Origin of the sequence: Psittacicella gerlachiana, assembly GCF_003585965.1 — a bacterium.
Classification (GTDB): domain Bacteria; phylum Pseudomonadota; class Gammaproteobacteria; order Enterobacterales; family Psittacicellaceae; genus Psittacicella; species Psittacicella gerlachiana.
The window spans coordinates 1-15,657 of sequence record NZ_NRJF01000021.1 but is presented as its reverse complement, the minus strand read 5'-3'; the positions used below and the strand labels follow the sequence as shown (position 1 = coordinate 15,657).

Here is a 15,657-nt window from a genome sequence, read left to right as displayed (position 1 = left end):
CTAAAGTTACATTAGTTCCTGATAGAGTTGTATTCTCACTTGAGGTTACGGTTGAACCATTAACCACACTAATGTTACCACCAGAGATATTACTGCTACCATTGGTTGCGTTTACGGTTGCATTGTCAACAGTTACACTATTAGTTCCGTTTAAACCAATTGAACCGTTTACGGTTAAAGTTTGGTTAACAACTGAAACATTGCTTGCCGTTACATTTAAGCTACGTCCTACATTTAGACTCGAAGTTGAGCTACCAGTTAAGGCAACATTACCGTTTGCTGAAGTTAGATTTAAATCTAAACCTGAAGTAACATTAACTTCACTTAAATTAATCTCTTCACTACCGGTAAAGCTTACATTACCATTAGTTGCGGTAACATTAGTTCCATTACTTGCCGTAATAGTTTCAGTAGAAGCATTACCTAGATTTACATCACCTTGACTCGAGTAAACTGTGGCATTATTGAGAACGAGGTTTTGTCCATAAACTGAAGCTAAAGCACTACCATTTACCACTGCATTATTAATGGTTACATTCTCAGCAGCACTTACCGTAGTATTAGTTGCATTTACTTTAGTGTTATTACTTAAGGTTACATTACCATCAGCTTCCACCGTTGCATTAGTTGCATTAACACTTGCATTATCAAGATTTACGTCTAGACCTGAAATGGTTGCATTCTCAGTAGCATTAGCAGTAGTGCCGTTAGTTAAATTTAAGTTGTTGCTTGCGTTTAAAGTAACATTAGTTCCATTAAAGCTTGCATTACTTGCATTAATATTTGAACCATTTACGGTCGTATTAGTTGCATTTACTTGAGCATCACTAAAGTTTATATTGCTACCATTTACTAAAGCACTATTTGATGAATTAATGCTCGTGTTATTAGTAACATTTACATTGCTACCATTAACAGTAATATCTGTAGTATTAAAGGTAGAGTTACTTAAATTAACATTACTACCATTTACGGTTGCATTAGCAGCGTTTGTTGTCGAGTTCGTAAAGTTTACATTAGTTGCATTAACATTCGCATTATTACTTGCATTTAAAGTTGCATTACTTAGATTCGCATTAATTGCCTGTAGAGCAACATTAGTCGAATTTAAAGTAGAATTAGTAATATTTGCGGTTCTTGTTGCTACCACGCTTACACTATCAGCCGCATTTAAAGTTGCATTAATAATGCTCGTATTTCCAGCATTTACGCCAATCGTACTTCCTACGTTTACAGTAGTATTACTAATGTTAACCGTATTTGCGGTGAGGTTAAGACTACGTGCGACATTAATACTTACATTAGTTGTCCCATTAAGGATAATTGAACCCGTACTGGTTGATAAGTTTAAGTCACGTGCAGAGTTAAAGCTCGTATTCGTAACGTTTAAATTCGCAGCAGCATATACCCCGATATCCGCATCCGTAGTATTGCTATTGCTGTTATTCGTAGTTAAGGTCGTACCATTACCTAGAGTAACATTTTGGGTTGAAGTATTACCTACCGAAATTTCACTGTTATTTGCAACTAACGTAGAATTGCTTACTACTATGTCACGACCACGTACTAAAGTACGATTACCAGTTACACTTGAGTTCGTAATATTAGTTGTAGAGTTGGTAGTATTCGACGCACTAACATTTGCAGTTTCATTTGCAACTAAAGTCGAATTTAAAACATTAGTTACTAAACTTGAGTTTAAAGTTAAGTTTACTCCTGCTGTTAAGCATGAAGTATTTACGGTTAAATTGGTCGTGTTAACCGTAAGGTTTTCACCAGCGGTTAAGGTCGAATTAGTAATATTAGCACTATTTGCAGAAATACCAATGTTACCTGAAGTATTTACTTTCGTATCCGTTACATTTAGGCTGGTAGTATTTCCGGTATAACTAAATGAACCATTGGTTACATTAACCGTAGAATTAATTAAGCTTACGCTCGAACCATTACCACCTTCAACAATACTTACATTACCAGTTGAATTTACGGTTAAATTCGTAATATTTAAACTCGTAGTATCAGAAGTAATACTTACAGTACCATTAGAATTAATGGTTACATTACTCATGTTACCATTCCACTTGGTAATTACCGGCGTATACTTAATTGAAGTACTACAAGTTGAGTTAAAGGTAACATTATCAAGACTACCATTAGCTTGGAAAGTAATTGCGGTAGTGTTTGCGACTAAGGTTGAGTTGGTAATATTTCCGCTTACCGCATATTGAGCATTTACAAGGTTAATTACCCCTGAAGAACTCGAGGTATTAGCAGTAATATTGGTATTATTAATTACATAAGTAGAACTCGACCCCGTACTTACTTGGTAAATACGTACCCCACCATTGGTAGCGGTTAAATTCGAATTACTAATATTAAAAGAGGTATTAGCTCCCGTATAAGCACCTGTGGTGTTACCGGTAAGCATAGTATAGATATTAATTGCCGTACTTGCACTTGCGTTTGCGGTTAAATTAGTATTATTTAAAATCACATTCCCCGCATTCGCAGCCCAAATAAAGTAATTTCCTACCGAGATATTTGAGTTTGAAATATTACCGTTTTGGTAAGTAGTTAAGCTTAAGTTTCCTGTTACATTAATGTTCGAACCATTAATATTTGCAGCATTACTTACATTAAAGCTTGCATTCCCACCAGAAATATTACTTTGGTTTACGGTTAAATTCCCTACAGCAGCCGCTAGAGTACTAATAGTTGCAGTGGTATTATTAGTTACATTTAAAGATAAGGCATTAACATTAAGGGTAGAAGCGTTAATCACCGTACCATTAATTAAAGAAACTGTACCACAACTTGCATTTAAATTAACTGTACCTGTACCATTAATCGTAGAGTTAATAACCGTAATATTTGCAGTATTTGAGGTCATGTTAATCGTAGAATTATTTCTAACGGTTACACATGAACCAGAATCAACTACAATTCTTCCATACGCATAAAGGTTTAAGCTTCCACCAATGTTAATAGTGGTATTCTCTAAGTGAATACTATCTAAACTACCTATCGAAGAGCTTACACACAGAGTAAGAGAATTATTAGTTGAAGAAGTAATATTTACTCCCGACCATAAATAGATTTGATAATTAGCAGTTAAAGTAACATTAGTAGTCGATAATTGACTAATTATCCAAGCATCAGATAGATCGGTATAAGTTAGAGTTGTTTGCAGATTACTATTGTAAGCAGAATATTCAGAGCCATAATAAGACGTTGAATTATGATACACAAATAATACATCTGGGTCTAATAGATAAGTACCTGTGTAGTTACTGCCTAATTGCGATAAAGTATTAATATAGGTAGAGTTACTAATATTTAATGTCTTACCTGAAGTTTCAATGAAACCACCGTAAGCACCATTAGATTGAGCTAAGAAAGTACCACCTATAGAAGCATAGTTACCCCAAACATAAATTGCTCCGGCATTTCCAGTATCCCCTGATACATTAATTACCGAACCATTCGCAATGCTGGTATTCGCAGCGAGTTTGAGAGTTCCATTACCCGCACTATCTCCCCCTACATATACCGTTCCCCCTACATCTCCAGAAGCATTAATTACTGAAGAGTTTTCAAGAGAAACATTGTCCCCTAGGAGTTTTACTGTACCTGCAGTACCTGAAGCATTAGAAACATTAATCGTCCCATTGTTTACAACTAAACCTGTACGATTTCCAGTAACTTGTGCTTCTGTTTGATTTAAAGTTTGAGTTTCAGTTGATTCTGAAGCTCCATACAGTACTACTTCACCTGAAGCTGAAATAGTTGCATTAGTTGCTGAAGTCGCATAGTTCGACATAATATCAGCAAACTCTGAGCTTGAAGTATAACCATTAGCGACTTTATTTGCTAACATGGTTACGCTTTTTGCAATAATTTGTCCGAGGTTAACTGCACGGTTACCCGCTGTTACAGTATAAGAAACTAAAGGATTGTTTAAATCCGAAATCGTAATACTATTACCTGCAAGAAGGTAAACCGTACCATCTTTAGCTTCGAGCACCCCAGTATTTACAACATTGCCCCCAATTAAAGCAAGAGTACCATCACTTCTTACTTTAATAATCCCTGAAGAAATAATTGAAGCTATGGCTTTATCTTTATCTTGATTAAACACATAGTTCCCATTAAGGAAATCTTCATCACTAATATCAAGGGTTGAGGCAATTAAGCCATTTACGTCAACTACTGAATTAGCACCAAAAACAATACCCGCTGGGTTAACAATAAAGACAATCCCGTTTGACCATAGGGTACCAAGGATTTCAGAGATGCTTCCCCCAAGAATACGGTTTAATACTACTGAGTTTGAAGATTCTTGTAAAAATTTTACAATTTCATTTTCATTAATATTAAAAGTATTCCAGTTAATAATGGTCGTACCGGTAGTAGCAATAGTGGTGGTTGCTCCATCCACAGTTACGGTTACTGAACCAGCAACTACATTCATCCCTGTACGAGCGCTTGAAGCCTGAGCTGAAGAAACCGTAGCTCCAATTAAGCTTGAAACTAAAAGACCTGAAGCTAAGCTATTAAACACCGCTTTAAGATTGAGGTCTTTGCTTGTTTGTTCTTGTTTATTCGTAGTCGAGACGGCACTGGTTGCTAATTCTGATACAGCATCCAAAGAAGCGGTACGACGATTGAATTTTAGTTTATATAATTTATTCATACTGTTTGCTCAACAAAACATAAACTGTTTTCCGAACAAACCTTGAGGAAAAAGATGAGGATAACTTGAATAAAGGAAGGAAAATTGAGAGTTATTTAGAAATTTTTACCAAGAAAAGATAATTTTGAGGTATTTTTAGAGTTCGCTCTTTTTACTCTTAACTTCTTTACCTCTTTATAATAACCTCACTTGTCGTTAGTTACTTGTAAGGAACTGACTTAACTTACATATATTTGCCAAAACCAAGTCAAGTTCATCTTTATTTATCCCTACTTAAGCAAAATCTATTTTATTCAGCTTTGCTTGAAATTTAGTTTTTTACCAAAGCCAACTGCTTAAGTTAAGGATAAGGTTAGAGCTACTAAATACACTAACAAATCAAGTTCAACTAAGATCAAGTAACAAATAATCCCTATGAGTTTTGACCTATATTATTTTCATAAGAAAGATGATTATTTGCTCTTTATCTAGAGATAAAAGTTAAATTTTAGCGATAACAAAGCCCAACTTACAAAACTGTAAGCTGGATTTATTACTTCTCTTCTACACGACAAAACTGCATTCTCTGCTCTTGCTCTAGGAGCAAAAGCATCAGCAAAGTTTCTTATTTTGTAAAAACTCAAATTTTTGCCAAGCTGAGACTTGTTTCAGTTGAGAAAAATTTAATTAAATAACTTAAATATAAATTTAGACAATTACCAAAAGCTTTGCGTCAAACGCAAAGTCTATTACCAATATGCAAATTATGCCATGCTCTTTTAAAGGCAATACTTAACCCCGAATGAAAAATACTGCGTTCAAGATTTGCTGGCAAAGTTTATGGTACTCTTATCACAAAAGAGTACTGCTTAAATATAGATATACACAAAATAAGGAAGCCAAACTGCTTCTCTATATTAGACTAAAATTAGTCTTATAACATATATAGCCCTAAAAATTTTTATTTCAACCAAAAAATAAATAATTTTTTTCAGGCAAAGAAAAAAGTTTTTCTTAGTTTTGCGAAATTTACTCACCTTTAATTTTGCAAAAAGGCATAACTAATTGCTCGACTTTTTTGTCTCCTAATTAGGTTACGATTAACTCTCAATTAGCTAAAGTTTTTTTAGACTTTTTTACAGGTTAGATTAATTTTACCGCTTTGGTTTATTTTACCGCTACGATTTATTTTACTGCTTCGGTTAATTTTCCTCATTAGTTAGTTGTAGCTTTGCTTAGTTGCTTGTCGGCTCTTTTGCCTTTTTGCGTTTTCTTTTAGCATAAGGATCAGGTAAGCCTCGAATTTGAGCTAAAAGACTCACTTGAGTTTTGCTTAATTGCCCTTGCTCTTCTAGACGAGCTACTAACTCGGGACGACGCTCAAGAGTACGACGTAAAGACTGCTCTTGACGCCAAAGTTCGATTTTAGCATGATGCCCTGACATTAAGACTTCGGGCACTCCTTCTCCATGGTAGACTTCAGGACGCGTATAATGCGGACAATCTAACAGACCATTAGCAAAACTATCTTGCTCTGCTGATTCTTTAGTATTTAAAGCTTGAGGAAGATGACGAATAATGGCATCTATCATAGTCATAGCCCCTAATTCCCCACCCGTGAGAACAAAATCTCCTAAAGACCATTCTTGATCTACATAGCGATCAATAAATCTTTGATCTATTCCCTCATAGCGTCCACAAATAAAAATGTAATTATCCTCTGCCTGGGCAAGATCAACACTAGCTTGATGCTGAAATACTTGTCCTTGTGGGGATAAGAAAATCACTTTTACCGCTTTTCCTTTACTCGCAGCTCGAGCTTTGGCAGCTTCTAAAGCTCGCTCTAAAGGTTCGATCTTCATAAGCATCCCAGGACCACCACCAAAAGGACGATCATCAACGGTGCGATGCTTATCAGTAGTATAATCTCGCAAATTAAAAGTTTCTAATTCATATAAGCCAGCTTTAAGAGCTTGTTTGGTAATTCCCCACTCAGAAATAGCTTTAAACATTTCGGGGAAAATTGTAATTACCCCAAACCACTTTTGACTCATGCTTAATCCTTAGTTAGTTTTTTGTTGCCTATTATACTATAAAGAGCTCAAGAAGATCTTGAGCTCGAGAAAAATCACTTTCTAGCCTCTTGATTATTTGAGTAAAAGTCTACTCATCAAATAGCTAGAAGTTTTTTAATTTGCATTATTAATAATTTTTAGACTCTAACAAAAGTCATGCAAGAGGTAATTTTTTCAATTAGCTTAAAGCTCTTGATTACCATTATTTAGCTTTAGCAGCCTCTGTATGAGCTAATAAAAATGCTTTTAATACGTCATAGTCCGCAGGGAAATTCTCTGAAAGTAGTGGACGATCTTTATACTTCGCCAGCTGCTCAGGTAAGTCAATTTCTTTACCAAGAATATTTTCCACTTCAGCTTTGAACTTAGCTGGGTGAGCTGTACCTAAGAATACTCCAACTTGCCCTGGTTGTAAATGTTGAGCTAGAACTTGATAAGCTACCGCTCCATGAGGTTCTGAAAGATAACCTAAGGCTTCTAGTTCTTTAATGGTTGTCGCTGTTTGCTCATCACTTACAGGAGCGGAGAATAAATCTTGCTTAAACTGCCAACCTTTTACTTTAAATAACTCTTCAATGCGAGGCCAGTTATTTGGACGTGAGACATCCATAGCATTAGATAGAGTTGCCTTAGTTGTTGCCGGCTCCCATTTACCTGAAGCTAAATAGCGAGGTACAGTATCATTAGCATTGGTCGCTGCGATATATTGATAAATCGGTAAACCTAAAGCCTTAGCTAATAACCCTGCAGTTAAGTTCCCAAAGTTACCCGAAGGCACACTTACTACTACTTGCTGCTTACAAGGTAAACGAGCATAGGCTTCAAAGTAGTAAGTAATTTGTGCGAGTAAACGACTAATATTAATTGAGTTTGCTGAATTTAAGCCAATAGCTTCACGTAACTCTTGATCATCAAACGCTTGTTTTACTAAAGCCTGACAAGCATCAAAATCGCCATCTATGGCAATAGTTTTAATATTTTCTCCTAAAGTACAAAAGAGTTTTTCTTGTAATTCCGAAATACGTCCTTTAGGGTAAAGTACGACTACTTCAATATTTGGTACTTGATAAAAGGCATGAGCTACCGCTGCCCCAGTATCCCCAGAAGTTGCAGTTAAAATGGTAATCTTACGCTCTTGTGCTAATAAACGTAACACTTGAGACATAAAGCGTCCCCCAAAATCCTTAAAGGCTAGAGTTGGACCATGGAAAAGCTCAAGAGTATATACATTTTCACTTACTTGAACTACAGGTACAGGGAAGTTAAACGCTTGCTCGGCTAATTCTTGAATTTGCGCAGAGGTAAATTCATCACCAATAAAAGCTTCAAGAACTTTAGCTGCACGCTCAACAAAAGGTAAAGCTAAGAGTTCTTCAATTTGCTCTGGAGTAAATTCTGGTAATTGTTCAGGAAAAAATAATCCTTGCTCACGCCCTAACCCTTGTAAGACCGCTTGCTTAAAAGATACTTTTTCTTCAGGATGTTTAATATTATACAATTGCATTAGTGTTCCTCTGCTTGTAAAAATTGCGTAAATTCTTCTTCAGTTAATACTTGAGCTCCAACAAAATCTGTTTGGCAAATATGGACAAAGCCCTCTGCATTTTGTAGATAATGCTGCTTAAATACTTGCTCTAAGGCTTGAGCTACCTCTAAACTTGGAGCAAGAGCATAAAAGGTCGGTCCCGAACCCGAAATCCCGCAAGCCTTGGCTCCATGGGTAAATAACAACTCACGTAGATGTTGGTGATTAGGTAGTAACTGCTCACGATAAGGTTCAGCGACAAAGTCACGTAAACTGCGTGCTGCTAACTCATTATCTTGAGTATGCACCGCATGAATAAAACTTGCCATAAACGCACTTTGTTGAATTATGTGGCTACGGCTATAAGCATCAGGTAAAATTCTTCTCGCCTCTTCGGTTTTTACCACAATTCCAGGATAAGCGAGTACCCAATACCAATTCGCAAATACTGGCGGTAGACTTAAAGTAAGCTCTCCCTCTTTAAGGGCACAAGGCTTTGCTCCAGGATAAGGAGCATAGGCTGCAGGCAACATAAGTTGTAAGCCTCCTAAATATGCGGGAGCAACATTATCATAATGCGGAGAGCCTGAAACTAACCCTTCAAGTTCGCCCATGAGCGTAAGCATCGTAGTTTTATCAAGAGGTTGCCCATGAAATTCATTCAATGCCACGAGAGCAGCAACAGATGAGGATGAAGATGACCCTAACCCCGATCCCACAGGCATATTTTTATAAAGGGTTAAAGTTACCGGTTTAATCTCTAAGCCTAACTGCTCTAGCTGGGCTTTAAAGAGTTCATAAGCTCGATAAACCAAATTACTTTTTAGATTAGTTCCAAGCTTACCGATAAACTTACCTTTACCATAAAAAGCTACAGAAGGCTGCTCTGAGGAAGCAAGATTTACATCTTGCTCCTCAAAATCCGCAGCTACTACTATATCTCCAAGTTTTTTGCCATCAACACATTTTACGGCTAACCCCAATAAATCAAAACCCACACTTAAATTAGCGGAAGTAGCTGGGGCATACACTGCTACTTTCATTTAATCTCCTTATTTTACGCTACCGTAACTTTGTAAAGTACGTAGAATATCTGAGAAAATTCCGGCTGCTGTTACATCATTTCCTGCACCATACCCACGTAAGAGTAATGGAATTGGATTATAGTAACGAGTATAGAAAGCAAGAGCATTTTCTCCACCTTTTACTTTGTATAAAGGATCATCTGCTTCTACTTCGAGAATTTTTACCGCACATTTACCATGATCAATTTGTCCCACATAGCGCATTACCTTACCTTCAGCTTGGCATCTTGCTACACGTTCAGCAAAGGCTTGATCTAACTCCGGTAATTTTGCCATAAACTCTTCGGTACTTAAACCTTGAGCAAAATCTTGCGGTAGTACAGGTTCAACAAGAATATCACTTAGTTCTAATTCTAAACCAGCTTCACGAGCTAAGATTAAGAGCTTACGGGCTACATCTTGCCCTGATAAGTCATCACGTGGATCAGGTTCAGTAAAGCCTAGTTTACGAGCCTTAGCAGTTACTTCTGATAATGGCGTACCATTTTCTAATTCCCCAAAAATATACGAGAGTGAACCTGAAAGAATCCCATTAAATTTTTCAATTTCATCGCCAGCAGCTATGAGGTTTTGGAGGTTTTCAATTACCGGTAACCCCGCTCCAACATTAGTTTCATACATGAGGCGACGTTGTTCACGTTGTGCCACTTCACGCATTTGTTGGTAGTACGCATAAGAAGAAGTATTAGCTTTTTTATTTGGCGTAACTATATTAAAGCCTGCTTGTAATAAGCGTACATAGCTATCAGCAATACCTTGATTCGAAGTACAATCTACAAATACCGGATTTACCACATGATCAATTTCTACACGACGAATAAAATCAGATAAAGTATACTCTACACCCTCTTCTTCTAAACGTAAACGCCAGTTTTGATCTAACTCTAGTCCTTTAGCATCTAAAAGCCATTTACGACTATTGGCAATTCCACAAATTGAAATTTCAATATTTTTACTTGCTAAGTATTCTTTTTGGCGTAAGATTTGCGAAATTAACTCGCTTCCAACCCCGCCAACGCCCACGATATAAGCACGAATTATCTTCTTTGAATTGAAGAGCATACGGTGAGTAGATCTTACCGACTCTATAACTTGATTTCCACGAATTACCGTAGAAATTGCACGCTCAGAAGAACCTTGAGCAATAGCAATAATACTTACATTAGTTTGAGCTAAAGCGGAGAAGAATTTAGCAGCTGTCCCTTTGAGGTGTTTCATATTATCCCCAATTACTGACACTATAGCTAAATCATGATGTACTTCAATTGGATCTAAAGCTCCTGAAGCAATTTCGCTCGCAAACTCTTGCTCTAGAGCCGCTAAACATTTACTAGCATCGCTTTCACGACAACAAAAACCAATCGAATACTCTGAAGAACTTTGAGTAATAAGTACTAAAGAAACTCCGGCTGCTGAAACTGTCGCAAAGATTTTTGCAGCTATTCCCACTTGTCCAATCATTGCCGGTCCCGAAACATTGAACATGGCAATATTATTTAACGCTGTAATCCCTTTAATATGTTGTTTAGAAGCTTTGACTTCACTTGCATCTACAATTAAAGTTCCTGCTAACTCCGGTTTATTAACGTTTTTAATTAAGCAAGGAATCTTAAATTGGGCAATTGGAGCTATAGTTTTTGGATGCAGAACTTTAGCCCCAAAGTAGCTTAATTCCATGGCTTCTTGATACGAAAGTTCTGGGAGTAATAAGGCATCTTCAACTAGATTTGGATCACAGGTATATACCCCATCAACATCAGTCCAAATTTCACATGCACTAGCTTCTACACAAGCTGCTAAAAGAGCTGCTGAGTAATCCGAGCCGTTACGGCCTAAGAGCATAATTTGTTGTTGCGCATCCCCTGCAGTAAAACCTGGCATTAAATAAATAGTTTTTCTTGCAAAAGTTAAAGCTTTAAAACGTTCTTTGGAAGCTAAAACATCTACGCTAGTTTCAAGGTAATTAGTATCATTGGCAACAAAAACTTCCCAAGGTAAAATTACATCAGTTGCTTGCCCTAGTTGCTCGAGATATTGAGCCATTAAGAAAATCGAACAACGCTCACCTGCACTTACAACATAGGCGAACTCGGCATCACTAATTTGTTTATTTACAGCGAGAGCTTTTAGGCTAGCTTCAACTTCATTTAAGATCGAACCTAAACCTACGAGCCATTTTTCTTTTTCTTCAGGAAGAGCTAAACCTTGAGCAATGCTATAAACTATATCTTCGACAGCTCCTAATGAAGAACGATAGGTACCATTAGCTTGAGCTTGTCCTATAGCAGCATGTAAAAGATTAGTTACTTTTGCCGGAGCAGAAAGAACTACCGCTACTCCTTCTTGTTCATAAGCTGCACGCACTATCTTGGCTACCTGTGCAAAGGCTAAAGCATTAGCTACCGAAGTACCACCAAATTTTAAAACTTTCATATTAAAAACCTATTAGTAAGCAAATTGAAATCACAAAAACGCAAAAAAGCGAGCCCGATGGCTCGCTTTTTATGGGAAAGGAGAGATTTTTTACCCACACCTAAAGTAGCTAGCCACCATTTATACACGATCAGACTAACTACTTGCAGATACATAGAAATACTCTATTTTGGAAGTTATAAAAACTAACAAATAAATGTTCTATCCACCTGTAAATCAGCTAGTCTATTTACTGGTGGTGGTTGTAAGTTGTACCAACATAAATCTCTACCTTAATCAGCAAAAAATTTAACAAAATTAAAAATTTAAAAAATTATCTGTTCTTAATAATTTTATATTAACATAGAAAAACAAGATAAAATAGAGTTATCCACCATATCCTAGCTAAACTTTTGATATATAAGCGTTAAAAATAAAAAATAATTTTTAGATAAGATAAATTTAGCTCTTCCCTTGTCTAAAAGTTTAGTTACTATGCGTAACTATTAGCTTAGTCTAACTCAACTTATAACCATCTCCCTAGAGCTTTATTATATAATAATAGCCATTAAGTATACGTTAACCTTTTGCCATAGCTTTATTCCTTGTCTAAGGATTAACCATAAGTAATGGCACAACCAAACAGTTTTTTTATACATGTCTTTATTAGAAAAAATAAAATTCGAAAAAATCAAAGCTGCTTCCCAAGAACTTATTAATAAGGGACGCCAAAAACTTATTGCCTCTCTCACTAATAAACCAGGTTCTGTAGAGTCTGCAAGTGATCTTTTACAACAGATTGAGTATTTACATAAAAACCAAGCTCTTGATATTCACATTGCAAAAATGCTCAAAGGCGTACTAAGCATTAGTAATCTCCGTGCTCGTGATCTCATGATCCCTCGTGCTCATATAGATTACTTTGAAGCCGAGCAAAGCTTACGTGAAGTTTTAGATGAAGTCTTAGAATATGGACGTAGTCGTTATCCAATTCTTGATGATAATAATGAAGATCAAGAAACTATAGGTTTACTCTTTACCAAAGACCTCTTAAGAGTATTAATTGACCAGCAAGTAGACGAACTCACATTACCTCAAATTTCTAAACCTATTAAAATTATTCCAGAAACCAAACACGTTACTACTTTATTACAAGAATTCCAAAGCTCACATACTCATCTTGCTTTAGTGGTAAATGAGTTTGGAGAAATCTCAGGGTTAATTACTATTGAGGATATTCTCGAAGAAATTGTTGGGGATATCTCAGACGAATTTGATAAAGAAGATCAATTTATTCAACAAGTAAGCAAAACTTCATTTGATGTTCTTGCCAAAACTCCAATTTATCTCTTTAACGAAGCCTTTGGTGTAGAACTCTCAGAAAATGAGTTTGATACTATTGGGGGATATGTTTTTGGTCTCCTCGGACACATGCCAATCCGTAATGAGTCCGTAGAATTACTCGAAGGTAAATTAAATGCTCGCATTACTCAAGTAAATGACCGTCAAATCTTAAAACTACGTATTCGTGCGTTACAAGATTTTTCTGTAAAACTTGATAAAGAACTAAGCGAGTTAAATAATCAATCCGAAGCGGTGGCTTCGGTAGCCCAACACCTTGAAGACAAGGCAACTTCGCTCCAAGATCAACTCGCAAATCAAGAAGGAGCGCAAGAGCAAGAACCTCAAGTAAATCAACAAGCTTATGCTCATGCTCAAGAAAAAGTAGAGCAAGCTAGTCAAAAAGCAGAACAAGCTAAAGAAAAAGCAAAAATTGTTGAACAAATGGCTCAAGATGGTATTAGTGCCCAAGAACCAAGTCAAGCCCAAGCTCTTGAAGTTGCCGAGCAAGCGGTAAAACAAGCTCAAGAAGCGGTGTCCCAAGCCGAAAAAGCAACGCAAGAAGTTCAACAACCACAAGAGGCAACTGAGACATCTCTAGCTCAAGCAACACCTAACCTAGAAACTAAAGATCAAGCCTCAAAGGAATAAGGGAGACTCACCATGATTATACAAACTTGGGGAGCAAGAATTCCATTATTACTACTAGCAGCCTTTACCGGTTACTTTGCTTATTTAGGCTTTGCTCCTTACTATAATAGCTTTGCCTTATATGTTAGCCTCTTTTTCTATGTGTTCTTTTTCCAAATTAAGGCAAGTCCAAAACGAGGTAGCTACCTTATTCCCTATGTTTGGGATGTAGCTTTTAGTTTTGCGACCCTTTCTTGGATGAATCAAGCTTTAAACTTTTTTGGAGACTTACCTTTTGGGGTAAGTCAACTTGTGGTATTGGCTATAAGTTTAGGACTGGGGATTAGATCCCTAATTATTGCTGTACTTTGGAATGCTCGGGCAAGAAGCTTTATTCTCTTCCCTTTACTCTTTAGTGGAGCAACTTATCTTTGGTATAACCTTGTAGCTAATTTTTCTTGGTTAAATTTTGCCTATACCAATACCAACCAACTTGGGGTATATCTTGCTCCTATAGGTGGGACTTATTTAGTGCAATTCTTCCAAATTGCCTTTATTACCTTTGTTTACGCCTTAATTCATAAAATCATTATCAGTCGTCAACAACCTATGGTAATGAGTTTACGTCGACAAACTATTGATCGTCAGTTAAGAATTAGTTGGCGTACCGATTTTCTTGCTCTATTCCTTTTAAGTGTAGCTTTTGTGAGTTTTCATTTTATGCACCATCAATATACGCATCTAAGTAAAACTCCAATTAGTGTCGCTCTTGTACAACCTAACTTTAGTTCTCATAACCGTGAACAACTCGAAAATCAACCGGCAATGGTAGAAACCTACCGTAACCTAATTAGCAAGACTTTAAATGATCCTAATGTGACTCAACCGCCTAAATTATGGATTTTACCAGAATCGGCACTAATGAGTTTTTATTCTCTCGATAATAATCCTGCTTATGCTCAACATCCTTTAGTTGCTTCAACTCTAGGTTACTTAAGTAGTATTTATCAACCTTTAACTCTCACTCACAGTGATTTAGTTCTTGGGATTCTTGCGGTTAAAACCGAAGAACAAAAAATCAATAATTACAATGCGGCTTTAGTACTTACTAATCCAGCAGTACTACCAGGAGCAGTAAATGCTCCAAATCGTGTAGAAGAGCTCAATGGGCAAGATACCTTAATCCAATCTTACCTCAAAGAGCATCTTGTACCTTTTGGTGAATATGTACCTTTTGCTTGGTTAATTAAACATCTTCCAATTCCTGGGATTGAAAATCAATTAGCTAGTCCTTTTATTGCAGGAAACAAGTATCAACCTAATATCAAAACTCAATTTAGTCAAGCAGCGATGATTATTTGCTATGATGCTCTCTTTAGTGAGCAATTAATCCGTCAAATTAATCAAGACACTAGCGTTCTCATTAACATTAGTAATGATGTTTGGTTTGGGCATGAACAAGGTCCTGCTCAACACTTAAATGTGGCTCGTTTCCGCTCTTTAGAAAGTCAACGTTATACCCTAAGAGCGACCAATAATGGGATTACTGCAATTATTAATCCTCAAGGGCAAATTGAAAACTATTTACCTCAGAATCAAGCAGCTGTACTCGTAGGTAACTACTATAATGCTACCGGAGTAACTCCGTATCAAGAATATAGTCGTTTAATGAACTTTGCTTTAGCAGCTTTATTCTTACTCGCAGTAGGCTTTATTCGTATATCAGTTAGTCTAGTAACGAGAAATAATCGTAATGTTTAATGCTCAAACCTAAAAAGAGCAATTAATCAAATCGATAAAGTCTTTGCCTTTTTATCTAAGTTAACCTCCCATGCTCAACATGGGAGGTTAACTTAGCTCTACAATTAAAGACAATAAGATATTTTTTTTAACTTTTCAAATAAAAAAATAGCGTTA

The 15,657-nt window shown here is 36.5% G+C and carries 7 protein-coding genes; 2 read left to right on the top strand and 5 right to left on the bottom strand.

Annotation, left to right across the window (positions count from 1 at the left end; translation table 11 throughout):
• The 5 genes from CKF59_RS00675 to thrA form a co-directional block, all read right to left on the bottom strand.
• Nucleotides 1–4,693, bottom strand: a 4,693-nt coding sequence (locus tag CKF59_RS00675) for a beta strand repeat-containing protein (protein ID WP_147397088.1), incomplete at its 3' end; no start/stop codon positions are given.
• 1,214 nt (nt 4,694–5,907) lie between these two features.
• Entirely contained in the window at nt 5,908–6,726 is an 819-nt protein-coding gene (gene trmD / locus CKF59_RS00670) for a tRNA (guanosine(37)-N1)-methyltransferase TrmD (protein ID WP_119534060.1), read from the bottom strand.
• A gap of 223 nt (nt 6,727–6,949) precedes the next feature.
• On the bottom strand, nt 6,950–8,251 hold the full coding sequence (gene thrC / locus CKF59_RS00665) for a threonine synthase (protein ID WP_119534059.1): 1,302 nt from the start codon (nt 8,249–8,251) through the stop codon (nt 6,950–6,952).
• On the bottom strand, nt 8,251–9,315 hold the full coding sequence (gene thrB / locus CKF59_RS00660) for a homoserine kinase (protein WP_119534058.1): 1,065 nt from the start codon (nt 9,313–9,315) through the stop codon (nt 8,251–8,253). The genes thrC and thrB overlap by 1 nt, the downstream gene beginning before the upstream one ends.
• A gap of 9 nt (nt 9,316–9,324) precedes the next feature.
• The gene (thrA, locus tag CKF59_RS00655) at nt 9,325–11,790 is read right to left on the bottom strand and encodes a bifunctional aspartate kinase/homoserine dehydrogenase I (RefSeq protein WP_119534057.1); all 2,466 of its coding nucleotides are present in this window, start codon (nt 11,788–11,790) and stop codon (nt 9,325–9,327) included.
• A 636-nt stretch (nt 11,791–12,426) separates the two neighbouring features.
• Between thrA and CKF59_RS00650 the strand changes: the two genes are divergently transcribed.
• Both CKF59_RS00650 and lnt read left to right on the top strand, forming a co-directional pair.
• On the top strand, nt 12,427–13,761 hold the full coding sequence (locus CKF59_RS00650) for a transporter associated domain-containing protein (RefSeq protein WP_119534056.1): 1,335 nt from the start codon (nt 12,427–12,429) through the stop codon (nt 13,759–13,761).
• Nucleotides 13,762–13,773: 12 nt separating this feature from the next.
• Nucleotides 13,774–15,501, top strand: a complete 1,728-nt coding sequence (lnt, locus tag CKF59_RS00645; protein WP_119534055.1) for an apolipoprotein N-acyltransferase — start codon at nt 13,774–13,776, stop codon at nt 15,499–15,501.
• Nucleotides 15,502–15,657: the final 156 nt, after the last annotated feature.